Source organism: Variovorax rhizosphaerae, assembly GCF_037889975.1.
Classification (GTDB): domain Bacteria; phylum Pseudomonadota; class Gammaproteobacteria; order Burkholderiales; family Burkholderiaceae_C; genus Variovorax; species Variovorax rhizosphaerae.
On sequence record NZ_JBBKZT010000005.1, the window covers coordinates 294508 to 319438 of the forward strand.

The following is a 24931-nucleotide window of genomic DNA, read 5'->3' on the forward strand; positions in this document are numbered from 1 at the left end:
CCATGTCCATGACGCTCGCCCTGCAGCGCTCGATGCAGGCCACGCCCGATCGCATTGCCACCGTGTTCCACGGCCGGCGCCAGACCTTCAACGAATACGGCGACCGTGTGGCACGCCTGGCTGGCGCCCTGCAATCCATCGGCATGCGGGCCGGTGACCGCGTCGGCATGCTCGGCGTCAACTCCGACCGCTGGCTCGAATGCCTGATGGGCGTGTGGTGGGGCGGCGGCGTGCTCAACCCGGTCAACACGCGCTGGAGCGTGCCGGAGATCGTCTATTCGCTGGACGACAGTGACACCACCATCCTGGTCATCGACGATCACTTCCTGAGCCGCGTGGAAGGCATTCGTGCTGCGGCCAGGCGCGTGCCGATCTTCGTGTATGCCGGCGATTGGCCGACGCCCGAAGGCATGCTGTCGTTCGAGGAACTGATCGCCGCTGCCAAGCCCGTCGAAGACGCGAACCGCGCGGGCGCGGACCTCGCCTGCATCCTCTATACCGGCGGCACCACCGGCTTCCCCAAGGGCGTGATGCACAGCCACTGGACGCTGTGGTCGATCGGCATCCAGCGCCTTGCGCAGACGCCGATGCCGGGCGAAAGCGTGGCGCTGCACGTGGCGCCGCTGTTTCACATGGGCGGCATCGGCCGCGCACTGGTGCAGTTCATCGCGGGTGAGACGCATGTGCTGGCCCCGGCCTTCGATGCGCGCGAGGTGATGGCGATCGTCGAGCGCGAACGCGTGACCGACCTGCTGCTGGTGCCGACGATGCTGCAGGCGCTGATCACGCATCCCGAGTTCGATTGCTTTGATTTGAGCAGCCTGAAGCGCATGGTCTATGGCGCATCGCCGATCGCCGAATCGGTGCTGGAACGCGCGATGGCGGCCTTGCCCGGCGTGGCCTTCACGCATTCGTACGGCATGACCGAGTGCGGCGGCGTGACCTCCAACCCGCCGGAAAACCACGGACCGGAAGGCCGCGCCTCGGGCCTTTCGCGCTCGGCGGGTCGCGCGGGCTACGGCATCGCGGTGAAGCTGGTCGATGACAGCGGCAACGAAGTGCCTCGTGGCGAGGTCGGCGAACTGATCATGCGCGGGCCCAACGTGATGCTCGGCTACTGGAACAAGCCGGAGGAGACGGCGCGCGCGTTGCGCGACGGCTGGCTCTACACCGGCGACGGCGCGCGCATGGACGAAGGCGGGCATGTGTTCATCGTCGACCGCTTGAAGGACATGATCGTGAGCGGCGGCGAGAACGTCTACTCGGCGGAAGTCGAGAACGTGATCGCGCGGCATCCCGCGGTGCAGGCTTGCGCGGTCATCGCGGTGCCGCATGCGCAGTGGGGCGAGGCGGTGCATGCGGTGGTGGTGCGCAAGCCCGGTGCCCAACTCGATGACGCCGTGCTGTTCGAACACTGCAAGGGCTTCATCGCGGGCTACAAGTGCCCCAAGAGCATCGAGTTCCGCGAGGCCTTGCCGTTGACGGCGGCAGGCAAGGTGCTCAAGCGCGAACTGCGCGAGCGGCATTGGGCGGGGCAGTCGCGGCAGGTGAGCTGACGGGCAATACCCTCACCCGAGGCGCAATCGTTGTCACGGCGCTGCGACCGGGCCCGGCGAAGTAGCGCTTCGAAAACGCGTCGAGCAAGCCCTGAGCGTACGCAGGGCCAATCGATGACTGGACGCGAATGTTCGCTCTCGGCGCGTCCCGGATTGGTGGCTCGTTCGTGAAAACCCTCTTTGTCACCAGTCGTTACCCAACAAAGATAAGGCCGTCGAACTTTTTTTCGGACTTACAACGTTGGAGACACCGCAATGACAGAGAACAAACCGACCCGCCGACGCAACCTTCTCAAGGGTGCTGCCGTGGCGGCCGGCGCGATGTCCGCGCCGATGGTCAGCATGGCGCAGACGACTTCGCTCCGTTTCCAGAGCACATGGCCTGCGAAAGACATCTTCCATGAGTACGCCCAGGACTTCGCCAAGAAGGTGAATGACATGGCGGGCAATCGGCTGAAGATCGAGGTGCTGCCATCCGGCTCAGTGGTGCCAGCCTTCCAACTGCTGGACGCGGTGGCCAAGGGCACGCTGGATGGCGGCCACGGCGTGGTCGCCTACTGGTACGGCAAGAACTCGGCACTGGCGTTGTGGGGTTCGGGCCCGGGCTTCGGCATGGACGCCAACACCGTGCTGGCCTGGCACAACTACGGCGGCGGCAAGGCGCTGCTCGAAGAGATCTACAAGGGACTGAACATGGACGTGGTGTCGTACCTGTACGGCCCGATGCCCACGCAGCCGCTGGGCTGGTTCAAGAAGCCGGTGGCCAAGGCCGAGGAGATCAAGGGCCTGAAGTTCCGCACCGTGGGCCTGGCGGTGGATGTGTTCACCGACATGGGCGCGGCCGTGAACCCGCTGCCCGGCGGCGAGATCGTGCCGGCGCTGGACCGGGGACTCATCGACGCGGCCGAGTTCAACAACGCATCGAGCGACCGCGTGCTGGGCTTTCCGGACGTGGCCAAGAATTGCATGCTGCAGAGCTTCCACCAGTCGGGCGAGCAGTTCGAGATCCTGTTCAACAAGGGCAAGCTCAACGCGCTGCCGTCGGAGCTGAAGGCCATCATCGACTACGCCGTGCAGGCCGCCAGCGCCGACATGAGCTGGAAGGCGGTGGAGCGCAACTCGGCCGACTATGTCGAGCTGAAGAAGGCCGGCGTCAAGTTCTACAAGACGCCGGATGCCATCCTGCGCGCACAGCTTGCGTCATGGGACAAGACGATCGCCAAGAAGTCAGAAGAAAACCCGATGTTCAAGAAGGTGCTCGACTCGCAGAAGACCTTTGCGCAGCGTGCGCTGCAGTGGCAGAACGACTATTCGGTCGATTTCAAGATGGCCTACAACCACTACTTCGGAGCCCAGGCGAAGAAGACCTGACGCCGGCCTTGATGGCAAGGGGCACCGGCGGTGCCCCTTCTTTTTTCGAGCAGGCCCGCGCGGCCAGGACCTCTGCGATGCAATCCATTCTCTTGGCGGTCGACCGCTTCTCGACCTGGGTCGGCAAGACCTTTGCCTGGTGCGCCGTGCTGCTCACGGTGCTGATCAGCTGGGAGGTGTTCTCCCGCTACGTGCTCAACCGGCCGCACGCCTGGGTGCTGGACGCGCAGATCATGCTCTACGGCACGCTGTTCATGACGGCCGGTGCGTACACGCTGAGCAAGAACGGCCACGTGCGCGGCGACGTGCTCTATGGCTTCTTCAGGCCGCGCACGCAAGCCATCTTCGACCTGGCGCTGTACATCCTGTTCTTCCTGCCCGGCATCGTGGCCCTGACCTGGGCCGGATGGATTTACGCGGGTGAATCGCTCGCCATCCGCGAGCAGACCTTCTCGGCCGATCCGCTGCCGCTCTATCCGTTCAAGTACGTCATTCCGCTGGCCGGCTTCACGCTGCTGCTGCAGGGGCTGGTGGAGATCGTGCGCTGCGTGCAGTGCATCCGGACGGGGGCCTGGCCCTCGCGCGAGCAGGACGTGGAGGAAGTCGACGTCGAAAAACTCAAGGAAATGGTCAACGTGCACGATGAGGACATCCAGGCCCTGGACGCCGTGGTCGTCGCCAAGGAGGCGACGAAATGAACATCCGCAAGGAACTCTGGTTCGGCCTGAGCTTCATGGCCCTTCTTGTCGTGGCAGCGGCAACGATGCTGCTGAGCGTGGAGACCATCACCAACGGGCACCTGGGTCTGTTGATGCTGTCGCTGGTGGTCGTGGCGATCATGCTGGGCTTTCCCACCGCCTTCACGCTGATGGGCATGGGGATGATCTTCACCTGGTTCGCCTACGAGCGGAACACCACGCACACGCTGGACCTGATGGTGCAGGCGGCCTACAAGACGATGGCCAACGACGTGCTCATCGCCATCCCGCTGTTCGTTTTCATGGGCTACCTTGTCGAGCGGGCCAACCTCATCGAGACGCTGTTCAAGAGCCTGCACCTTGCGATGGCGCGGCTGCCCGGCGCGCTGGCCGTGGCCACGCTGGTGACCTGCACGATCTTCGCGACGGCCACCGGGATCGTGGGCGCGGTCGTCACGCTGATGGGCCTGCTGGCACTGCCGGCGATGCTGCGCGCGGGCTACAGCATTCCGCTGGCGGCGGGCTCGATCACGGCGGGCGGTTGCCTTGGCATCCTCATTCCGCCTTCGGTGTTGTTGATCGTGTATGGCGCGACGGCCGGCGTGTCGGTGGTGCAGTTGTATGCGGGCGCCTTCTTCCCTGGGCTGATGCTGGCATCGCTGTACGTGGTCTACGTGATCATCGTGGCCAAGCTCAAGCCGGCGTGGGCGCCACCGCTGTCGGCGGCCGACCGGCTCGTGACGCTGCCGCCGTTGACGCAACGCCTGACGACTGATTCCAGCGAGCACGCGCTGGCCCGGCTGATGGGCGCGCTCAAGGGCAAACGCAACGTCGATGTGCCCATGAGCCACCTGCTGCGTCAACTGGGCATCGTGCTGGTGCCGGCCGTGCTCTTTGCGCTGCTGGCGTTCACGAGCTACGAGGCGGTGACCACTGTGAGCGCGCCAGAGGAATACGCGATCGAGGAGATCGGCGCTGCGCGCTCGTCGATCGGCGAAGCCGCGTCTTCGGGCGGACTGGCGGAACCGCCATCCGACAGCGGTGGCTTGCAGGAGCCGCCGAGCAGCGGCACCGGACTGGCCGAGCCGCCGTCTTCGGGCGGCTTGCAGGAGCCTCCATCCTCGGGCGGGGTGCAGGAGCCTCCGGGGTCCGGGGGCGCTCAGGCGCCGCAGGCTGCGGGCGCAGTGCAGGAACCACCCGGCGCCGCTGCGGCCCGTTCATCTGCCGAACCCGGTGCTGAAGGCAGGCAAGCCGCCACCACGCGCGACGCGCCGACCTGGTGGTGGGTGTGCTTCGCCGTGTTCGGCTTGATCACAACGCTGTTCTACCTGTTCCTGAGCTTCGCGCGGCTCGAGATCTTCAAGATGCTGCTGGCATCCTTCTTCCCGCTGATGCTGTTGATCCTCGCGGTGCTGGGCTCGATCGTGCTGGGCCTGGCGACGCCGACCGAGGCTGCCGCGATGGGGGCGCTCGGCGGATTCCTGCTCGCGGCGGCCTATCGACGGCTGACGATGGACGTGCTCAAGGAATCGGTGTTCCTCACCGCCAAGACCTCGGCCATGGTGTGCTGGCTCTTCGTTGGCTCGGCCATCTTCTCGGCGGCCTTTGCGCTGCTGGGCGGGCAGGCGCTGGTGGAGGAATGGGTGCTCAGCATGAACCTCACGAAGGTGCAGTTCCTGCTGCTGAGCCAGGTCATCATCTTCATCCTTGGCTGGCCGCTGGAGTGGACCGAGATCATCGTGATCTTCATGCCGATCTTCATCCCGCTGCTGGACAACTTCGGCGTGGATCCGCTGTTCTTCGGGCTGCTGGTGGCGCTGAACCTGCAGACTGCGTTTCTCTCGCCGCCGGTGGCGATGGCGGCCTTCTACCTCAAGGGCGTGAGCCCGCCGCATGTGACGCTGAACCAGATCTTCCTGGGGATGCTGCCCTTCATGGGCATCCAGGTGCTGGCGATTTTCCTGCTGTACATGTGGCCGCAGATCGGGTTGTGGTTGCCGCAGTTGCTGTACAAGTGACGCGCGCGATGGGCGGCTCTTGCGAGTGAAGGGCGCCATGCAAAAACGCCGGCGGATGCCGGCGTTTGCTGCCTGTGGAGCAGATCGGCTACCCGCGAAATTCGGGCTTGCGCTTTTCGATGAATGCAGAGACGGCCTCGTGATGGTCTGCCGTCTGGTGCGACATGACCTGGAAGGCGGCCGACATTTCAAGGAGCGTGTCGAGCCGGCTGTGCAATGCCTCGCGCAAGAGCCGCTTGGCCAGGCGCACGGCATGCGGCGGGTTGGCGGCGATCTGCTCGGCCAGCGCACGGGCGGTTGGCAACAGTTGCTCGCGCGGCACGACGCGCGAGACCAGGTTCCATTCCGCCGCTTGCTTCGCATCGATCATCTGGCCGGTCAGCGTGAGTTCGGTGGCGCGCGAGAGGCCGATGATGCGTGGCAGCAGCCATGCGCCGCCATCGCCCGGAATGATGCCGAGCTTGACGAAGCTCTCGGCGAACTTGGCTTCTTCAGCGGCGACGCGGATGTCGCACATGCAGGCCAGGTCCAGGCCGGCGCCGATGGCGTGGCCATTGACCGCTGCGATCACGGGCACTTCGAGATTGAACAATGCCAGCGGCAGCTTCTGGATGCCCAGGCGGTATTCGCGGCGCAGTTCCATCGGTGCCATCTCGCTGTAGCGGCCCATGTCCTTCACATTGCCGCCGGACGAGAAGGCCGTGCCGGCGCCGGTGAGGATCACGGCGCGCACCGAATGGTCGGCATGGATGCGGTCGATGGCCGCAAGGAACTCGGGCACGGCGCTGTTGCCGGTGAGGGCATTGCGGGCCTCGGGGTCGTTCATCGTCAGGGTGACGATGTGGCCCTCTTGCTCGTAGTTCAGGAATTTCTTGTCGCTCATTTAAAGGATCTCCTCCATCACGAATTGCAGCACCGACGGCGCGGCGTGCCCGATCATCGCCTCGCCGACGATGCGGTTCCAGTAAGCCTCGCTGCCATCGGCCATGCGCCATTCGTGCAGGCGGCGGCTGTAGAGCTGGAGGTCGAATTCCTCGGTGATGCCGATGGCGCCGTGCAGGGCATGGGCGGTCGATGCGACCAGAGGCACCGAGGTGCTGGTGCGCGCCTTGGCGGTGGCTGCGGCCAGCAGCGCGGGGATCGTGGCGTCGGGCCTGAAGGCGAGTTCCGCCGCCACGCCGGCGCATGCCACGTGCTCGGCCATCACGCTGAGCTGGTGCTGGATCGCCTGGAACTTGCCGATGGCCTTGCCGAATTGCACCCGGTCGTTGCAGTAGCCCAGCGTCATCGAGAACATGCGCTCCATGGCGCCGGCCATGGCGGCGGCGTGCAGGGCGGCGCTGAACACGGGAACTTCATTGCCGTTGTCGCCGATGGGCGTGCCGATGGCGTGCTTCGCCCAGCGCAGGGATGCGACGAGGCTGCCGCGCACGCCCGTCGTGGTGCGTTCCGCCTTCTTGCAGTCGAGCAGCACGAGTTGGCCGTCGATGTTGGCAAGCGCGATGTCTGCGATCGAACCGAACGCGACGTTGGCTGCGCTGACCGATCCATCGGCCTCGCGCCACGCATGGCCCACGAGGGTGACCATGCCTTCAGGCGCCGCCACGTCGCGCAGCAATGCACGCGCGGCAATGCTCTGCGCTGCGGGCACCGGCACCGCATGCCGCCCGAACGCCACGAAGATCGGAAAGATCGCTTCCAGGTCGAGCCCCGCGCCGCCTGCGTCTTCACTGGCCATGAGTTCGAGGAACCCGTTCTCGGCGAGCGAGTTCCAGAGGGCCGCAGGCGATCTGCCGTTCTCGATCGCACGGATTGCAGCGGGCGTGCACTGGTCCACGAGGATGGCCTCGATGGCTTCTGTAAACATGTTCTTGTCTCCTTGTGCTTCAGCGCAGACCGAGACCGCGCGCGATCATGCCGCGCAGGATCTCGCGCGTGCCGCCACGCAGCGAGAAGGTCGGCGAGATCTGGCTCAGGTAGGTGAGGGTGCGGTAGAGGTCGGGGTCGACGGCACGCGTCGGGTCGGCCGCGACGGCGGCCTCGATGGCGGCGGGAATCGTCTGTTCGAACTCGGTGCCGATGTCCTTGACCAGTGCTGCTTCGACGACCGGGCTTTCACCGCGTGCGAGCTTGGTGGTCACGGCCACCGACAGGCTGCGCAGCGTGGCGAGTTGTGTCGTGAAACCGCCGATCAAGGCCGCGTCCGAGGCCGAGAAGCCGGTCTTGCGCAGGCTGTTGAGCCACGTGTCGAGCAGCACGATGCTGGAATACAACCGCTCCGGCCCGCTGCGCTCGAACGCCAGCTCGGCGTTGACCTGCATCCAGCCGCTGCCTTCGTCACCGATGAGCGCATCGTCCTTGAGGAACACATCGTCGAAGGTCACTTCGGAGAAGTGTGCATCGCCCGTCAGGTCGACGATGGGACGAATGTTGATGCCCGGCAGCGAGAGGTCGACGATGAGTTGAGACAGGCCGCCTTGACGATCCTCCGGCGCGCCCGAAGTGCGCACAAGCGCGATCATGAAGTGCGAGCGATGCGCGTTGGTCGTCCAGATCTTTCGGCCGGTCAGTCGCCAGCCGCCATCGACCTTGGTCGCGCGCGTGCGCACGCTGGCCAGGTCGGAGCCGGAGTTGGGCTCGCTCATGCCGATGCAGAAGAAGGCCTCGCCGCGGCAGATGCGCGGCAGGTAGAAGTCCTTCTGCGCTTCGGTGCCGAACTTGTTGATCAGCGGGCCGCTCTGGCGGTCGGCGATCCAGTGGGCCGCGACAGGTGCGCCGGCTGCGAGCATCTCCTCGACGAGGACGAAGCGGCGGAAGGCATCGAGTCCGGCGCCACCGTATTGCGCGGGCAGGGTGATGCCGACCCAGCCGCGTTGGGCCAAGCGCCGGCTGAACGCCGCGTCGAAACCCATCCACGTGCGCGCCCGCACTTCAGGCGCTGCGGGCTCCAACTGGGTCGCCAGAAACTCCCGCACTTCCTTCCGAAAGGCCTGCGCTTCTTCAGGCAATTGCGCAAGGCGAAACGATTCAAGCAATTGGGTCGTCATTCCAGAGTCTCCGCGCAACTCGCTGTGTGCTTCGGGCAGTCTCGCACGGCGAAGTGGTGCGCCCACGCTCCGCACCGGGTGGCCTCGCCGCTCCCCGAGGGGGTCAGCGCTTGCCTGGCGCGCCCTGGCACGGCGCTCACGCTGTGACTCCATCGACTTCCGGAATCTCGCCGGTGGTCAACGCATTTGGCGCCGCCCGCTTCACCAGGTCCGGAATCAGATCGCCCAGTTCTTCTACCGTCCAGCGCCCCGTCTTCTCGATGCGCGGACCGGCATGCCAGCCTTCGGCCACGGTGATGCGTCCACCGCGCGCGCCGAACACGCGGCCGGTGATGCCGCTCGATGCCTCGCTGCCCAGCCACGCCACCAGCGGCGCGGCGTTCGACGGGTCGAGCGGGTCGAAGCCGGGTGCTTCGTTGCGGATCGCTTGCCACTTGGGGCTGGCGAAGATGTCTTCGGTCAGGCGGCTCATGGCGGTCGGGTAGATGGCGTTCACCGTCACACCGTAGCGGTCCAGTTCGCGCGAGGCGATCACTGACAGCGCGGCGATGCCGGCCTTGGCCGCACCGTAGTTCGACTGGCCGGCGTTGCAGTACAGGCCCGAGGACGAGCTCGTGTTGATGATGCGGGCGACGCGTTGGCGGCCGGCCTTCGATTCCTCGCGCCAGTAAGCGGCGGCGTGGCGAGACGGCGCGAAGGTGCCGCGCATGTGCACGCGGATCACGGCGTCCCAGTCTTCCTCTTCCATGTTGACCAGCGTGCGGTCGCGCAGGATGCCGGCGTTGTTCACCAGCACGTCGAGGCCGCCGAAGGTGTCGATGGCGGCGTCGATCATGCGCTTGGCGCCGTTCCAGTCCGCGACGTCGTCGGCATTGGCAATGGCCTGGCCGCCCATGGCCTCGATCTCGGCCACGACTTCCAGTGCCGGGCCGGTGGCCGAGCCGGGGCCGCCGTCACCACGGCCGCCCAAGTCGTTCACCACGACCTTCGCGCCGTGGCGTGCGAATTCCAGCGCGTACTCGCGCCCCAAACCCCGGCCTGCGCCGGTGACAACGACCACGCGGTCCTTGCAAAGCTGCTTGCTCATGTGTTGCTCCTGAATCATTTCTGCGAGAGGTCGACCTGCTTCGAGAGGGCACGGTAGCGCGCGGTCTCCGAAGCGATCATCTCGCCCATTTCCTTGCTGCCGACGGTGTAGACCTCGGCGCCTGCGGTCTCGGTGACGTAGGTCTTGAACTCGGGTTGCGCCATTGCCTTGAGCAGCGCTGATTCCAGCGTCTTCACGACGGGTTCCGGTGTCTTCGCTGCAACGCCGAGGCCGATCCACACGTAGAGGTCGTAGTTGGGCTGTCCGCTTTCACGCACCGTCGGCACGTTGGCGAGCTTGGGGTGGCGTTCCTTGCCGGTGACGGCGAGTGCGCGCACCTTGCCCGAGGCGATCAACGGTAGCGCGCCGCCGATGTCCAGCAGTGCGAGATCCACCTGTCCGCCCATCAGGTCGGTCTGCACCTGGCCGGGCGTCTTGTAGGGGATGTAGTTGAACTCCACGCCCGCACCTTGCTGCAGCATCAGCGCGCCGATGCGGTAGTGGTTGCTGTAGCTGGCCATGCTCACGGTCTTGGGCGCCTTCTTCGCGGCAGCCATCGCTTCTGCGTAGGTCTTGTACGGCGACGACGCGCCCGTCACCAGAACCGCGGCACTGCGCAGCATGGTCGCGACCGGGCGCAGGTCCTTCTGCGCGTCGTAGGGCAGGCTGTCGTTGATGAGCGGGTTGATCACCATCGACGAGGGCGAGAGCATCAGCACGCTGTAGCCATCGGCGGGCGATGCCAGCGTGGCCTGCACGGCCAGGACCGCGTCGCCACCGGGCTTGTTGTCGATGAAGGTGGACTGGCCCTTGAGCTCCGGCGTGACCAGCTTGGCGACCAGGCGCGTGACGGTGTCCGAGCCGCTGCCCGGGCCGAGCGGCACGATGAAACGCACGGGGTGCGCGGGGAAGGTGTCGGCGGCCTGTGCTTGTTGCAGGGGCAGGGTGAAGGTTGCCAGCGCGGTCAGCGCGGCGCCCAGCAGGCCGGCGGTCTTGAGGTACTTCATGCTTTGTCTCCGATGTTGATGTGGGTCACGCGCTGGCGAGTCGCGCGGCCTGCGCGTCCACGTCGCCGAACAGCTGGTCGAGCACGTGGATGCGGCGCAGGCAATGGCCCACCGCGTATTCCTCCGTCATGCCGATGCCGCCATGCGACTGGATCGCCTGCTGGCACAGGGCGCGCGCATAGCGGCCGATGGCGAGCTTGGCGCGGGGCAGGTCTGTGGCCGAGTTGTGCGCAGTGGGTTCGTCCACCGCGACGGCTGCCGCGATGGCCATGCTGCGCGCCAGTTCCAGCGCGACGGCCATCTCGGAGACTCGATGGCGCAGCGCCTGGTATTCGCCGATGAGGCGGCCGAACTGCTTGCGGGTGTTGACGTAGGCGGTCGTGAGCGAGAACGCGGTTTCCATCGTGCCGACCATGTCGGCGCAGACGGCGGCGGTGCCGGCGGCAATCGTTGCGCGGATGGCTGCCACGGCACGTGTGTGGTCGGCGGGGTTGCCGAGCGGTTCTGCCGCGCTGCCGTTGAATGTGAGTTCTCCCGCTGGCGTGTCATCGACGAGTCGGTACGCGCGCAGCCGGGCGTCGGCCGCTTCGACAAGGAAGAGGGCGAGGCCGTCTTCATTGCCGGGCTCGCCGGCCACGCGGGCGCTGACCACATAGCGGCCCGCCGCGCCGGCGTGCAGCACGAGCGACTTGGTGCCGTCGAGGCGCCACTGGTCGCCATCGCGGCTTGCACGCGTTTCGACCCACAGGTCCGCATGGCGTCCGGCCGTCTCGTCATGCGCCCATGCCATGCGCAGTTCTCCACTGGCGAGGGCGGGCAGCAAGCCTTCCTTCTGCGATTCGCTGCCTGCCGACAGCACCGCAGTCGAAGCCAGCACGCTCGACGCCAGATAGGGTTCCAGCAAGAGCGCACGGCCAAAGGCCTGCATCACCGGCAGCCGATCGGTCGCGCCGCCATCGAGGCCGCCGAAGGCTTCGGGAATGCCCAAGGCCGTGACGCCGAGTTCCGCCAGCAGGCTCCACGTCGCTTCGTTCCATCCGGCTTCCGAGCCCGCGATCGCGCGGCGCTGCTCGAAGCCATAGTGGTCATCCAGCAAGCGCGAAAGGCTTTCAGCCAAGGCCTGCTGGTCTTCGTTCAATTCAAATTGCATGGCACTTCATCCCAGGAGTGTCTTGGCCAGAATGTCCTTCTGCACTTCGCTGGAGCCGCCGTAGATGGTGGCTGCGCGGAAGAAGAAGTAGCGGGGCAGGGCGGCTGCGAGCGGGTGCAAGGCATCGGGGCCTTCGCCATCGCGGCGCTCCAGGCCGGCGGGGCCGGCGAGGCGTGCGATCAACGTGGTGAGTTCCTGCATCGTCTCCGAGCCCTTGACCTTCAGCACCGAGGCGAAGCCCGGCTTCTTGCGGTTGATTTCGGGGTCGAGCAGGAAGCGCCAGTTGGTCAGTTCCAGCGCGCGCACTTCGGCACCGAGCATGGCGAGTTCGGTGCGCACCTTCGCGTCGTCGATCAGGCGCTTGCCGCCTTGCTGGACCTTCTCTGCGAGTTCGTGTGCGTAGCCGAGGCGCTCCCAGCACAGGCCGATGCTCGCGATGTTGGTGCGCTCGCTGGCCAGCAGGTACTTGGCGCAATCCCAGCCGCGGCCTTCCTCGCCGACGAGATTGGCCACCGGCACGCGCACCTTGTCGAAGAACACTTCGTTCAGGTGATGCTGCCCGTCGATGGACACGATGGGCCGCACCGAGACGCCAGGCGTCTTCATGTCGATCAGGAGGAAGGAGATGCCATCCTGCTTGCGCGCCGCCTGCTCGGTGCGTACCAGCGCAAAGATCCAGTCGGCGTGATGGGCCGAGGTGGTCCAGATCTTCTGGCCGTCGACCACGTATTCGTCGCCATCGCGCACCGCCTTGGTCCGCAGCGAGGCGAGGTCCGAGCCCGAGTCCGGCTCGGAGAAGCCTTGGCAGAACCACAGGTCCAGGCGCGCCAGTTTGGGCAAGAAGAACTTCTTCTGTTCCTCGGTGCCGAAGCGCAGCAGCACCGGACCCAGCATCGCGACGTTGAAGGGCAGTGGCTGCGGGGCGGCCGCGCGTTGCAGTTCCTCGACGAGGATCAGCCGCTCAGCCGTGCCGAGCCCTGCGCCGCCGTATTCCTTCGGCCAGTGCGGTGCGGCCCATCCACGCTCATGCAGGATGCGCTGCCATGCCACGATGTCCTGCTTGCGGCCCGCGTGGCCCTTGCTCAGGCGCTCGCGGATCTCGGTGGGCAGGCGGTCGCGGATGAAGCCGCGCACCTCTTCGCGAAAGGTCGCTTCGCTCGGGCTCAGTGTGAGGTCCATGGTGCTGGCTGCGTGTTCAGTTCTTGCCGTACAGCGTGACGACGCAGGCGCCGCCGAGGCCAACGTTGTGTTGCAAGCCGAGGCGCGCGCCTTCGACCTGGCGTTGGTCTGCTGTGCCACGCAACTGATGCGTGAGCTCGTAGCACTGGGCCAGACCCGTCGCGCCCAGCGGATGCCCCTTCGACAGCAGCCCGCCCGACGGATTGATGACGACCTTCCCGCCATAGGTGTTGTCGCCGTCGTTCACGAACTTCTCGGCGCCGCCTTCGGGACAGAAGCCCAATGTCTCGTAGCTGATGACTTCGTTCTGCGCGAAGCAGTCGTGCAGTTCGCAGACGTCGATGTCATCGGGGCCGACGCCAGCCGCTTCGTACACACGCTTGACCGCTTCGCTCGTCATGTGCGTGCCGATCCAGCTCAGCATCGAAGGCGGCTCGAAGGACTGCACCGGGTCGGTGACCATCGCTTGCGAAAGGATCTGCACGTCGCTGCGCAGGCCGTGCTTCTTCGCAAAGCGCTCCGACACCAGTAGCGCCGCAGCGCCGCCGCAGGTGGGCGGGCAGGCCATCAGGCGGGTCATCACGCCCGGCAGGATCACCGCGTCGTTCATGACTTCTTCGGTCGTCACGATCTTGCGGAAGAGGGCGAGCGGGTTGTTGGCCGCGTGGCGGCTGGCCTTGGCGCGCACGGCCGCGAAGGTCTCCATGCTGCAGCCGTAGCGCGCCATGTATTCGCGGCCCGCGCCGCCGAAAGTGCGGATGGCTTGCGGCATGCCGTCCATGTCGGCGGTCAGGCCGCGCAGCACGGGCAGGAAGCGCTCGCGCGTCGGCGGGCGGTCATCCCAGTGCGACTTGAGCGCACCGGCCTGCATCTGCTCGAAGCCCAGCGCCAGCACGCAGTCCGCGTCGCCCGAGGCAATCGCCTTGCGCGCCAGGTACAACGCGGTGGAGCCCGTCGAGCAATTGTTGTTCACGTTGACGACCGGGATGCCGGTCATGCCCACTTCGTACAGCGCCGTCTGGCCGCAGGTCGAATCGCCGTACACGTAGCCCACATAGGCTTCCTGCACCGCGTCGTAGCCGACGCCCGCATCGGCGAGCGCACGACGCGTGGCCTCGGCGCCCATTTCGGTGTAGCTCAGGCTCTTGCCAGGCTTGGCGAAGGGGATCATGCCGACGCCGGCGACGATTACTTTTTCAGTCATGTGCTTGTCCTGGGAGGGTCAAAGTTTTCTGGAGATCAGGTCGCGCTGGACTTCACTCGTGCCGCCGAACACGCGCGTGATGCGGTAGTCGGTGAAGGCGCGTGCGATCGGGTACTCCAGCATGTAGCCGTAGCCGCCGTGCAGTTGCACCATGTCGTCGATGCACTTCCACAGCGTCTCGGTCGCGAAGAGCTTGGCGATCGCTGCTTCCTGCACGCTGATGCGGCGCGTCATGTGCTCGCCGATGTAGTAGTCGACGAGGGTGCGCGCGGCCACGGTCTGCGCCTTGATGTCGGCCAGCTTGAACTTGGTGTTCTGGAAGTCCCACACGGTGCCGTCGAAGGCCTTGCGTTCCTTCACGTACTCGATGGTCTGCTCCAGCAGGCGCTCCAGCTTGGCCACGGAGTAGGCGGCAATGATCAGCCGCTCCTGCGCCAGTTCCTGCATCAGGCAGACGAAGCCCTTGTTCTCTTCACCCAGCAGGTTGTCGACCGGCACGCGCACGTTGTCGAAGAAGATTTCGGTGGTGTCGGCGGCCGGCTGGCCCACTTTCTCCAGCTTGCGGCCGCGGCGGAAGCCGGCGCGATTCGTCTCGACCATGATCAGGCTCACGCCCTTGGAGCCGGCCTTGGGGTCGGTCTTGCAGGCCACCAGCACCATGTCGCAGTTCAGGCCGTTGCTGATGAAGGTCTTGCTGCCGTTGATGATGTATTCGTCGCCGTCGCGCACGGCGGTGGTGCGGATCGACTTGAGGTCGGAGCCGGTGCCGGGTTCGGTCATGGCGATGGCCATGATCGTCTCGCCGCGGCAGATCTTGGGTAGCCAGCGCTGCTTCTGCTCCTCGGTGCCGAAGCGCACGATGTAGGGCGCGGTGATGTCCGAGTGCACCGACAGGCTGAAGCCCGAGACGCCCGAGCGGTGCAGCTCTTCGGCCAGCACGCAGGAGTGGCCGAAGTCGCCACCGCCGCCCCCGTATTCGGCCGGCACGGTCACGCACAACAGGCCTTCGCGGCCGGCCTTGAGCCACGTTTCGCGATCGGTGCGGCCGGCCTTGTCCCACTCGGCTTGGCGCGGCAGGCATTCACGCTCGAAGAACCGGCGCGCGGTGTCGCGCAGCATTTCGTGGTCTTCGCGGTAGACGGTACGGTTGATGTTCACAGGGTCTCCTTGTCTTGCAAGGATTCTGGAAGGGGCCCGCCGTGGGACCACTACCCCGATCGGGTGGCGGGGTGGGTTCCGCCACTCTCAACCGTTCAGTCCTCGAGGTCGTCTTTCAGCATCGTCTCGTAGTCCTGGCCGCCGTAGAACACACCAATGATCGATACCTGCTCACCGTCCACGGCGAAGGCGATCACGGCACGCTTGCGGTAGTTGGTGATTCGTGCCGCGAAGGGCAAAGGTGCCAAGGCTTTCGCAGTAGCTGACGATCGCGTCGGTGTACTTCGATGCAACGTTGGGCGAGGCTGCCTCGGCGATGTAGTCGTACAAGGCCACCAATTGCTCCTGGGCCTCGGGCGAGAAAACGACCGGTTAACTCACCGCGCCTTGTTGTGTGCGGCGGCAAGGCGAGCGCGCACCTGATCGGCAGTGACAGCGCGTGACCGATCGGATTTCAGGGCATCGTAGGCCGGGCCTACCTGCTCGTGCAGCCAGCTTTCAACCGCTCGATCGCGCGCCAGGAGGGCGCGCAAGCCGTCGCGGACGACTTCGCTTTCGGTGGCGTACTCGCCTGTCCGCACCTTGGTCTTGACCGCCTCAGCCATGTCATTCGGCAGCGTGATGCTCAGTTGCTGCGTCGTTCGAATGATGACCTCCGGGGTAGATTTGTAGGAGTCAATCCTATTTCAAGGCGTTCGGGGAATTTCGTTGCAGTCGCACCGATTTGCAGTCGATTTTGTAAAATGCATGCATTGAATGCCGAACAAGGTGGTGAAGATGGCCATGCTGACCGTACGCAATATTCCCGACGAGGTGCACCGGGCCCTGCGCGTGCGGGCCGCCCAGCATGGTCACAGCATGGAGGCGGAGGTGCGAGAAATCCTTGAATCCGTCGTCAGTCCGGAGGGGCGGGTGAAGCTTGGCTCGTTGCTTGCCGCGATGGGCCGTCAAGCGAGATTGAGCGATGAGGAGTTCGCCGTTTTCGAGCAGGTGCGCGACAAGGCTCCCGCTCATCCAGTGAGCTTCGAATGATTTTGTTGGACACCAATGTGGTGTCGGAGCCGCTTCGCCATACGCCCGACAGTCGGGTGATCGAATGGATCGACGCCCAGCCGTTGGAGACGCTCTTCCTGTCAGCCATCACTGTCGCCAAACTGCGTGCTGGCGTCGCGATGATGCCTGCGGGCAAGCGGCGTTCAGGATTGCAGCAACACCTGGAAAAGCGGATGCTGCCGCTGTTTGCAGGACGGGTCGTGCCCTTTGACCTCGCCAGCACCCCAGCGTATGCAGCACTGATGGCCAAGGCTCGGACAACAGGGCGTGCGATTGCCACTGCCGATGGTTGCATCGCTGCGATCGCCGTGGCCAACGGATTCACGGTAGCCACGCGTGACACAACACCCTTCGAGGCCGCGGGCGCAGCCGTGATCAACCCTTGGCAAGCATGAGCGCCAATTCGGAATGGCACGACGCCTTGTTTCGCGAGAAGCTGCAGGCGGCGCTCGATGACCCACGCCCTGCCATCCCGAACGACGAAGCGGCTGAGCAATTTGCCAGGCGTCGCGCGGTGGCGTTGAGCAAACGGGTTGAGATGGAGGGCAAATCGGATCGCGAGCACTTCGGGCCAGACGAAATAGGGAATTGACGTCTATCCGCGAGCTGTCGCTGGGGCTGCGGAAATGGTTCTCCCGAGTGGCGTCAACGTGTCCCGGCGGGCCACAATGCCTCCCGCCCATGCCCACCAAGCCCCAGCCCCGCAAACCCGAGCGCCCACCCGAAGCCTCCACGCTGAAGCCGCTGGTCACCACCAAGATGGTCCCCCCGCGCAGCGCCGGCCGCATCGTCGCGCGCGAGGCGCTGTTGACCCGCCTGATGGAAGCCCGCCGCCGCCGCTGCCTCGTGCTGCAAGGCCCCGCCGGTGCCGGCAAGACCACCACCTTGGTTGCCTGGCGCCAGGCGTTGCTGCCGCTGGGCTTCGACGTCGCCTGGCTCACCCTGACGCGCGAAGACAACGAACTCACCCGCCTGCTCGACTACCTGCTGGCCAGCCTCGCGCAGACCGCTCCCGACGTCACGCAGGAGGCCGCAGACTTCGCCGGCCGCGGCGTCGACAGCGAGGCCGTCGAGCGCACCCTGATCGCGCTGGTGCGCTCCATCGCCGCCCATCCCCGCGACCTGGTGCTGGTGCTCGACGACGTGCAAAACCTCACCGACCCACGCATCCACGAGGCCTTGCAATGGTTGCTCGACTACGCGCCCGCAAACCTGCACCTGATGCTGGCTTCGCGCAGTGCTGCGCCCGTGTCGCTGGAGCGCCTGCGCGCCGAGGGCCAGGTGCTGGAACTCGACGTGCGCGACCTGCGCTTTTCGCCGGCGGAATCGGAGCGCTTCCTTCAATCGCAACTCGGCAGCATCGACCACCGCGACGCGATGCTGCTGCACGAACTCTCCGACGGCTGGGCGGCCGGCTTGCAACTGTTGGCCATCAACTGGAAGAAGCGCCGGCAGGAACTGGCCGCCGCAGGCACTTCACCGGCAGACGCCAGGGCGCCCGGCGACTTCGTGCGCTCGCACGTGCAGGATCCGCAAGCCTTCGCCGCCTACTTCGACAAGGAGGTGCTCTCGCGCCTCACGCCGCTGGAGCTGGACCTGCTCATCAGCGCGTCGGCCTGCAGCCGCTTCTGCGCGCCGCTGTGCGCCGTGCTGCTCGGCCGTCCCGAAGCCGATCCCGCCATGGCGCCGCTGCTTGCGCGGCTGGAGGCCGAGAACCTGTTCATCGTGCCCATCGACAGCACCGAGCGCGAGACCTGGTACCGCCTGCATCCGCTGCTGCGCGAGACCCTGCGCGATCGCCTCGCAGCGCGCAGCCCCAAAGAGCAGCAACGCGTGCACCGCATCGCCTGGCAATGGTTCCGTGACCACGGCCATATCGACGAAGCCGTGCGACGGGCCGTGGCGGCGGGTGAGGGCGCAGCCGCCGCGGCACTGGTCGAGAAGTCCGCCAACGGCCTGGCCGTGCGCGGCGAGCTGCGCAAGCTCCTCGGCCTGGTGCGCCAGTTGCCGCCTGCGCAAGTGCAGGCGCGCGTGGGTCTGCGGCTGTGGCTGGCGCGGATCGACTTGTTCGCACGTGACTTCGCGGCGGTTTCCGCGCACATCGCGACGTTGCGCAAGGACATCCCGTCGGACGACGCCATCAGCCATTTCTCGCTCACCTTGATGGAGGCTAGCCTCGCCTTGCAACGGGACGACACCGATGCCGCCGCGGCCCTGCTGCCGCGCCTGCTCGCGGCGCCCGAAGGTGCGGACGCCATGGCCATCGGCGGGCGCGACAACCTGCTGTCATGGCTCAGCATGCACCGCGGCGAATACGAGCGCGCCCGGCGCATCCAGCACGACAACCCCATCCGCCTGGTCCATGGCGTGCCCTTGCGCGGCACGCCGTCGGGCACCTTGCAGGGCCGCGCCCTGGTCGGCCTGAGCTACGCCATGGAAGGCCGCATGACGCAGGCCGAGCGCATCTATCGCGACGTGCTGCGTGAGGCCAACGAAGGCGGCAGCACTTGCGTCGACCCGACCTACCTCACCACCGCGTTGCTGGGCGAAGTGCTCTACGAGCACGACGAAGTCGACGAGGCCTTGCAACTGTTGGAGGACCGCGCCGATGCGCTGGAGCGCGTGTCGATCCCCGACTCCGTGCTGCGCGTACACCGCACGCTGGCCGCGTCGCACTGGGTGGCGGGGCGAAGGATGGAATGCATGGCCTGGCTGGAGCGGCTGGAGGACTACAGCACCACGCTGGGCCTCGATCGCCTGCTGGTCTACAGCCTGGTCTTGCAGATGCAATATCGGCTGCAGATGGGCGACGTGGCCGCGGCCGAGGTCGCGCTGGTGCGTGCCAGCGAGATCGATGCGCGGCATGCGGACGCGGCGCAAAGCGCGCTCGGCGAGATCGCCGTCGTGACCGAGCGGGCGCGCATCAAGTGGGCGATGGCGCGCGGGGACTTGGATGACGCAGCACGGCGCATCGAGCCGCTGATCGCGAACATCGAGATGCGCGGACGGCAGCGATTGATCGCGCAGTTGAAGCTGATGCAGGCGACGATCGAGCGGCGGCGCGGGCGGATGGATGCGGCGAGGGAATGCACGGTGGCTGCGCTGCGGCGCGGGCATCGGCTGGGGTTGGTGAGGAGTTTGCTGGATGCGGATTCGGGGGTGTTGGATCTGGTGGCTGAGGTGGCCAAGGATGGGCCGCTGGATCCGGTGCTTGGGTTTTATGCGGAGAGGTTGGGAACGGCCGAAAACGCGAGAGCGAATGTGGAGGTGGCGGAACAGTGCGAGGCAACCAGTGCAATTCGCCCGGTAGAGCCACTGAGCGAGCGCGAGCGCGATGTCCTAAGATTACTTGGCCAGGCAATGCCGAACAAGAAGATCGCTTTGGCGCTGGGTCTCTCCATTGATACCGTTAAATGGCATCTGAAGAATATTTACGGAAAGCTCGGGGTTGCAGGACGCGATGAGGCCGTGACTTGGATGCGCGCCAGCAGCTAAGACTGCTCCTGCCCTACTCTTTGTCATACGAGTCTAGCTAAATTGCAAATGCACGGACGTGCTCTGCTGAACCCATTCCGCTTGCTGCTTTAGGCGGAACAAAGCCGGCTTATCGTTGCGTCTCCGTATTTTTAATTGGCCGGCCGGCTAGTTCAGTCTTCAATGCCGGTAGCAATCAACATGCACCGCGGACTCTGTTTCAAGCCACGTGCTCGCGGGTTTGGAGTAGCCTATCCTCCTTTGTTAGTCGTAAGGCGACATTTCCGTCGAATTCCGGCGGGTATTTTCCGACGCCTGTGGAAAGAATGATTTGATAATCGAAATCCTTCGGATTCTGCAGCGCGTCTACCTGCCTGAGCATTTTAATAAGAACGTCAAGATCTATGCCTGCTGTCTCAGGTGTATCGACCAACAGCAACCGAGGAAACGGTATGTCTGCAAGCAAGGAAAGCTGCAGAAGGGTCAGGTAGTACAGAAAGCGTTTAGGAACTTTCGCGCTTGCCTCCCTGTACTCACCGTTATTTATGACGGGAAGGTACGTCTCAGTGTCAATCGCGGCATTTCGGCAATCGGAAACCACTGATGTCATAAAGTCGTTATAAATTCGATTAAAAGACTCAATTTGCAGCTGCAGTTCCGCTCGCGATGCGAGATCTAGGCGAATCACGTCTCTTTTTGCGGCGTCAAACGCGGCCTTTTTGTCGCCGACGCGCTTTAAAAGCATGGCCAGTTTAGACTCGAGACGGAAGGCTTCCTGCGACTTCGCGAGTTTATCTCTTGTCTCAAGTAGTTTGTCATCCAACTCCTCTAGTACCTGCTCAGTCCTGTCGGCGCCAGCGCTCACCTCGATACGTTCGCGCTTCTTAGCCAAAGCTTCAGCAATTCGTTCGCGCTCTGCTTTCAAATTGTTTGACTCTTCCCGCATCCCTTTTGAAGCAATTCGCAGCGTTTCTAGAGTTTTTGATTTACTTCTTAGGATATCGAGATACTCGGCAGAGCTGTAGAAAAATCTTTGATAACTACGCTCATCTACACCGTGCCCACAAACGCAGTGGCCGGGTGTTCGTTGTACCTCGTTGAGGCAGTACGGGCAGGTATCTTGTGAGAAGAGCTTCAACTGCCCGTGCGCATAAATCACTTTGTTGATGCGGTCAATGTCCGCTTCAATTGATCGTTCGACGTCTACTAATCGCGCAGCCTCTTGCGCGATCTGGTCGCGCTGCTCATCAATACTACGACACTTCGCCTCCATTGCCTGAGCTTGGCTTGCGTCTGCTTGCAATGTCTTATTCGCAGCGGCGTCTCCCAGCTCTCCGCGGGAGAACGCCCGCCTGGTTTCAAGGAGACTCAATATCTGCGCCTCAAGTGAATCAAGCACTACGCTTAAGGATTTTGTGTTTTGGACGTCAGTAACGCCGCTAGCCTTCAAGAGTTGACCCACAATATCCAAGTATTCTTGGTGTACAGCTTTTGCCGATTGAGTTTCTCGTTCGGCAGATTTTTGCCTTCCCATGGCTTCGTATAGTTCAAGGAGTGTCTTTCCAACCAATATTTGAAATATTGCGCGCCGGATTTCAAGTGAATCGGAAATGAAGTTTGCGTTGTCGGCGGGCTTGTAGATGCCCAGCGGATCTGGACTCTGATTGTGATAAATAAGCCGGCCAAGATCGGCAAAATTCAATTTGAAACTCTTGCTTCCTTGGAAAATCTCGACAACTGCAATATCAAGGCGCTCCAGAAGCCAATCGGAAAAAGTTTTGCCTTCTTCGCGCCTAAAGAGGGGGAAAGTCTCCACGTTTCCGGGTGTCGAAACGCCGTCGGCTTCGAACTTTGATTGAAACACAGTAATGAAGTTGTCTCTTAGCTTTCTGGTGAGGGTGAAGAGTTCGCCGCCAATCTTCACTACCAGTCTTACTAAGTTATTCGTATCCCGCATCACCTCCTTATGAACTTCGGCTGATTCCGGGTCAAATTCTGTGACTTTGCCTCCTAGTCCGTAGTAAATCAGATTAAAGAATGTCGATTTCCCCGTTCCATTGGACCCTTCGATAATAGATAGTCGAGAATTCAGCGGGGGCGACTCAAAAAAGTATTTGTCGCCTAAATACTCTACTTTTAATATATTTAGGAAGCCCATACGTGTACTCCTCGTTCCTTGTAAAGGCGGTCAAGCATTGAGTCAAAAGATAAAATCGACAATCTTTGAATTATTTTTTTTAAATCTTCCGCGTTTTTTCGTTCTTTTTGAAAGTGTTTGCTTGAAAAAAAAGAATTTGGCAAATTTTCGGAAAGCAAGGCGACGTCCAAAATTTCTGCGACGGCGGTCCTTTCTAGCTTGATGTACTCTTTTCTCTCGAGGGAAAGAAGGATCTTGAATACTTCTCGCTTTTGAAGCTCTGCGTTTGTGAAGCTTGTATGAAGCAATTCTCGATCCGTTGGATTGACTATTGATTTGCCGTCATGTCGCTTTAAGATGCCCAGTAGTCGGTCGTCGCCTATGAACTGAATTAAATAGGCAAATTTTCGATGATCTTTGACTCGCTTCGCTGAGCCGCCTAGAAATTCTAAAACTAGCAAGATGGAGTATGCAAGAAAATAGAAATCCTGTCCCGATATAAAATATAGAGGACGCTTGTCTTTATTTTTATTCATCTTGCACCTCATCAAAGGCAAGAAAGCAGTCGTCAAACAGTGCTAGAACTGTGCCTTTGAGGGAGTTGTAATCTCTTTGGCGGTATTGGTATGACTTTGCCAATGTCGCTAAATGTTTTTGTGAAGCCGCAGTTAAATTATCAATGATTTCAATCACTTCGGCTTGCGACATTTGAGATTTTAGATCTTGCTTTTCGAGTTCATCTTCGCATATGTCCAGTACCCGTCTCCGAAGCGCACGCAATTCACGTTCGGCTGCGGGCTCCACCGTTCTCGCTAATGTGCATTTGCGTGCCAATTTTTGGAGCATACTAGGGCTGAAATGCGGAGACACTGCCAGGATCTTGTCCGCGACATTTCTGAAGTCGCCTGTGGTGATGCTTTCCCATTGTTCTGCGGCTGGGTCAATGGGTCTTTCATCAGCGATGGTGCCTACTAATATTTCAGCGAAAATTATTTTTAGACCGTCGGTACCTAACAGCCGATCGGATACGCCCTTTTTCCCGGAGCGCTTTTCGAGTTCGTCCAGAAGAGTTGAGAGGATGTATTTTTCGAGATGTTCATGCCTGTAGCTGAAAAATTTGCATGCCTGCACAAGGGCTAGCGCCTGTGCCTCCAAATCGTCATTGGTCTCTACAGAAATTGACCATTCGATGCATCTAAGAAATTTTTCGAAATCTTTGAGAGGCCATTCTTTGAGCAACGCGAAGTATCCTGTTTTTTTATTTAGATATTGCTTGGCATACTCTTCGCACACAATTGCGTGGGCGACATTGATATCTTCTTCGGTGAATTCCTCGCCTGATACTAGCTTTCTAAGTATCGAATAAAATGACTGTTCCGCCTCAAATCCTGGTGTGGCTCGAATCCGATTGCGGGCGACGATCCGGATGCCGTGAAAGTGGCGGCGCAACTGGTGCGCGATGCGGGATTCGACCCGGTGGTGGTCGGCAAACTGGCCGATGCCAAGCGCTTCCAGCGTGGCGGGCCGGGCTATGGCCAGTCGGTGAGTGCGGCGGAACTCAAGCAGAAGCTGTCGCTGGCGCCATGACGGCGGCGGTCCAGCGCGGGCTGCCGGGCTTGTTGCAACGCTGGTTGCGGAAGGCGGTTCCTGCGACGCCGCAGGAGCTGGCAGCTGCCCTCTGGTCCTTCGGCTATTTCTTCGCGCTGTTGGCCGGCTACTACGTGCTGCGACCGCTGCGCGACCAGATGGGCATCGCCGGCGGCACGCGTGCGCTGCCGTGGCTGTTCACTGCGACCTTCGTGACGCTGCTGGCGGCGCAGCCGGTCTACGGCGCGCTGGTGGCGCGGCTGCCGCGGGCGCGCTTCATCCCCATCGTCTATCACTTCTTCGTGCTCAACCTGGCGATCTTCTGGCTGCTGCTGGCGCTGGACGTCGCGCCGGTGATCGTGGCGCGCGTGTTCTTCGTGTGGGTGAGCGTGTTCAACCTGTTCGCGGTGGCGGTTTTCTGGTCCTTCATGGCGGACCTGTTCACGAGCGAGCAGGGCAAGCGGCTGTTCGGTTTCATCGGTGCGGGCGGCACGGCGGGTGCGTTGCTGGGGCCGGTGATCACCATCGCGCTGGCGGTGCCGCTGGGGCCGCACAACCTGTTGATCGCGGCCATCGTGTTCCTTGAGATTGCCGTGTTCTGCGCGTCGCGGTTGGAGCGCAGCGCGGGTGTATCGCAGGGGACGGGGCAGGGGCGCGACGCGGCGCAGCGCGTGGGCGGCAGTGTGTTCGCGGGGCTGTCGGGGCTGGTGCGCTCGCCGTACCTGCTGGGCGTGGCCGCGTGGGTGAGCCTGCTGTCCTTCGGCGCGACCATGCTCTACCTGATGCAGGCGAACCTAGTGTCCGCCAACGTCCAGGGCGCAGGTGCGCAGACGCGCATCTTCGCGAGCGTCGACCTGATCGTGGGGTTGCTGACGCTGGCGACGCAGGTGTTCGCGACGGGGCACTTTCTCAAGCGCTTCGGCACCGGCATCGCGGCGGCTGCGCTGCCTGCGGTGTATGTGGTCGGCTTCGTGGTGCTGTGGTGGAGCCCGGGGTTGATGGTGGTGCTGGTGTTCCATGTGGTGCAGCGGTGGATGAACTTCGCAATCGCGCTGCCGGTGGCGCTGCTGTGGACGCTGTTATCGACTGCGTTGGGGCGCCATCAGGAGCGGCGTGCGATGGCGCAGGGCGCCGGCGATGTGAAAGCGGCTCACCTGCGCTGAGCTCGCCACCCATTCGGGGTGGTCACCCATGGCGGGCTTGTC

General features: G+C 63.3%; 23 protein-coding genes and 1 pseudogene. 10 read left to right on the forward strand and 14 right to left on the reverse strand.

All coding sequences use genetic code 11. The features are described 5' to 3' along the window. The first annotated feature begins 2 nt into the window (after positions 1–2). The 4 genes from WKW82_RS12885 (at position 3) to WKW82_RS12900 (ending at position 5643) form a co-directional block, all read left to right on the forward strand. Positions 3–1556, forward strand: coding sequence for a long-chain-fatty-acid--CoA ligase (locus WKW82_RS12885; RefSeq protein WP_340342840.1), 1554 nt, complete (start codon positions 3–5; stop codon positions 1554–1556). A 255-nt stretch (positions 1557–1811) separates the two neighbouring features. Beyond that, on the forward strand, positions 1812–2927 hold the full coding sequence (locus WKW82_RS12890) for a TRAP transporter substrate-binding protein (protein WP_340342676.1): 1116 nt from the start codon (positions 1812–1814) through the stop codon (positions 2925–2927). Positions 2928–3004: 77 nt separating this feature from the next. Next, positions 3005–3625: a TRAP transporter small permease subunit gene (locus tag WKW82_RS12895; protein ID WP_340342677.1), complete on the forward strand. Its 621-nt coding sequence runs from the start codon at positions 3005–3007 to the stop codon at positions 3623–3625. Beyond that, the gene (locus WKW82_RS12900; protein ID WP_340342678.1) at positions 3622–5643 is read left to right on the forward strand and encodes a TRAP transporter large permease subunit; all 2022 of its coding nucleotides are present in this window, start codon (positions 3622–3624) and stop codon (positions 5641–5643) included. The genes WKW82_RS12895 and WKW82_RS12900 overlap by 4 nt, the downstream gene beginning before the upstream one ends. 88 nt (positions 5644–5731) lie before the next feature. Here WKW82_RS12900 and WKW82_RS12905 read toward each other — a convergent pair whose 3' ends face one another. The 11 genes and pseudogenes from WKW82_RS12905 to WKW82_RS12955 all read right to left on the reverse strand — a co-directional run bounded on the left by WKW82_RS12905 (position 5732) and on the right by WKW82_RS12955 (position 16122). Continuing rightward, complete coding sequence (locus WKW82_RS12905) at positions 5732–6526, reverse strand: crotonase/enoyl-CoA hydratase family protein (RefSeq protein ID WP_340342679.1); 795 nt, start codon at positions 6524–6526, stop codon at positions 5732–5734. Beyond that, positions 6527–7510 (reverse strand): acyl-CoA dehydrogenase family protein, encoded by a 984-nt coding sequence (locus WKW82_RS12910; RefSeq protein WP_340342680.1) that lies wholly within the window; start codon positions 7508–7510, stop codon positions 6527–6529. 19 nt (positions 7511–7529) lie between these two features. Next, the gene (locus WKW82_RS12915) at positions 7530–8690 is read right to left on the reverse strand and encodes an acyl-CoA dehydrogenase family protein (RefSeq protein ID WP_340342681.1); all 1161 of its coding nucleotides are present in this window, start codon (positions 8688–8690) and stop codon (positions 7530–7532) included. 136 nt (positions 8691–8826) lie between these two features. Further along, positions 8827–9777, reverse strand: coding sequence for an SDR family oxidoreductase (locus WKW82_RS12920; protein ID WP_340342682.1), 951 nt, complete (start codon positions 9775–9777; stop codon positions 8827–8829). 14 nt (positions 9778–9791) lie between these two features. Beyond that, on the reverse strand, positions 9792–10784 hold the full coding sequence (locus WKW82_RS12925; protein ID WP_340342683.1) for a Bug family tripartite tricarboxylate transporter substrate binding protein: 993 nt from the start codon (positions 10782–10784) through the stop codon (positions 9792–9794). Positions 10785–10809: 25 nt separating this feature from the next. Next, the gene (locus WKW82_RS12930) at positions 10810–11934 is read right to left on the reverse strand and encodes an acyl-CoA dehydrogenase family protein (protein WP_340342684.1); all 1125 of its coding nucleotides are present in this window, start codon (positions 11932–11934) and stop codon (positions 10810–10812) included. 6 nt (positions 11935–11940) lie between these two features. Beyond that, positions 11941–13113: an acyl-CoA dehydrogenase family protein gene (locus WKW82_RS12935; RefSeq protein WP_340342685.1), complete on the reverse strand. Its 1173-nt coding sequence runs from the start codon at positions 13111–13113 to the stop codon at positions 11941–11943. A gap of 16 nt (positions 13114–13129) precedes the next feature. Next, positions 13130–14317 carry a lipid-transfer protein gene (locus tag WKW82_RS12940; RefSeq protein WP_340342686.1) on the reverse strand — a complete coding sequence of 396 codons (1188 nt, stop codon included), beginning with the start codon at positions 14315–14317 and terminating at the stop codon, positions 13130–13132. Between the two features lie 18 nt (positions 14318–14335). Beyond that, a complete protein-coding gene (locus WKW82_RS12945) occupies positions 14336–15475 on the reverse strand; it encodes an acyl-CoA dehydrogenase family protein (protein WP_340342687.1) in 1140 nt (379 codons plus the stop codon). Between the two features lie 95 nt (positions 15476–15570). Further along, positions 15571–15814: pseudogene (locus WKW82_RS12950) on the reverse strand (type II toxin-antitoxin system RelE/ParE family toxin). A 38-nt stretch (positions 15815–15852) separates the two neighbouring features. Continuing rightward, positions 15853–16122 (reverse strand): ribbon-helix-helix domain-containing protein, encoded by a 270-nt coding sequence (locus WKW82_RS12955; RefSeq protein WP_340342841.1) that lies wholly within the window; start codon positions 16120–16122, stop codon positions 15853–15855. A gap of 130 nt (positions 16123–16252) precedes the next feature. On the opposite strand from WKW82_RS12955, the gene WKW82_RS12960 reads away from it, so the two are divergent. The 4 genes from WKW82_RS12960 (at position 16253) to WKW82_RS12975 (ending at position 20023) form a co-directional block, all read left to right on the forward strand. Next, positions 16253–16507 carry a FitA-like ribbon-helix-helix domain-containing protein gene (locus tag WKW82_RS12960; RefSeq protein ID WP_340342842.1) on the forward strand — a complete coding sequence of 85 codons (255 nt, stop codon included), beginning with the start codon at positions 16253–16255 and terminating at the stop codon, positions 16505–16507. Next, entirely contained in the window at positions 16504–16923 is a 420-nt protein-coding gene (locus WKW82_RS12965) for a type II toxin-antitoxin system VapC family toxin (protein WP_340342688.1), read from the forward strand. Before WKW82_RS12960 ends, WKW82_RS12965 begins: the two co-directional genes overlap by 4 nt. Then, on the forward strand, positions 16920–17120 hold the full coding sequence (locus WKW82_RS12970) for an antitoxin PaaA2 family protein (protein WP_340342689.1): 201 nt from the start codon (positions 16920–16922) through the stop codon (positions 17118–17120). Before WKW82_RS12965 ends, WKW82_RS12970 begins: the two co-directional genes overlap by 4 nt. Positions 17121–17209: 89 nt before the next feature. Continuing rightward, positions 17210–20023 carry a winged helix-turn-helix domain-containing protein gene (locus WKW82_RS12975; protein WP_340342690.1) on the forward strand — a complete coding sequence of 938 codons (2814 nt, stop codon included), beginning with the start codon at positions 17210–17212 and terminating at the stop codon, positions 20021–20023. Positions 20024–20222: 199 nt separating this feature from the next. Here the strand turns inward: WKW82_RS12975 and WKW82_RS12980 are convergent, their stop codons facing one another. Genes WKW82_RS12980 through WKW82_RS12990 form a run of 3 tightly spaced genes read right to left on the reverse strand, consistent with a single transcriptional unit; the run spans position 20223 to position 23588 of the window. Further along, complete coding sequence (locus WKW82_RS12980; RefSeq protein ID WP_340342691.1) at positions 20223–22160, reverse strand: AAA family ATPase; 1938 nt, start codon at positions 22158–22160, stop codon at positions 20223–20225. Further along, the gene (locus WKW82_RS12985) at positions 22148–22675 is read right to left on the reverse strand and encodes a hypothetical protein (RefSeq protein ID WP_340342692.1); all 528 of its coding nucleotides are present in this window, start codon (positions 22673–22675) and stop codon (positions 22148–22150) included. The genes WKW82_RS12980 and WKW82_RS12985 overlap by 13 nt, the downstream gene beginning before the upstream one ends. Further along, a complete protein-coding gene (locus WKW82_RS12990; RefSeq protein WP_340342693.1) occupies positions 22668–23588 on the reverse strand; it encodes a hypothetical protein in 921 nt (306 codons plus the stop codon). Before WKW82_RS12990 ends, WKW82_RS12985 begins: the two co-directional genes overlap by 8 nt. Here WKW82_RS12990 and WKW82_RS12995 point away from each other — a divergent pair. Both WKW82_RS12995 and WKW82_RS13000 read left to right on the forward strand, forming a co-directional pair. Continuing rightward, positions 23577–23726: a hypothetical protein gene (locus WKW82_RS12995; protein WP_340342694.1), complete on the forward strand. Its 150-nt coding sequence runs from the start codon at positions 23577–23579 to the stop codon at positions 23724–23726. The two genes, WKW82_RS12990 and WKW82_RS12995, sit on opposite strands and share 12 nt — an antisense overlap. Continuing rightward, positions 23723–24889 carry an NTP/NDP exchange transporter gene (locus WKW82_RS13000; RefSeq protein WP_340342695.1) on the forward strand — a complete coding sequence of 389 codons (1167 nt, stop codon included), beginning with the start codon at positions 23723–23725 and terminating at the stop codon, positions 24887–24889. The genes WKW82_RS12995 and WKW82_RS13000 overlap by 4 nt, the downstream gene beginning before the upstream one ends. Positions 24890–24931 lie beyond the last annotated feature (42 nt).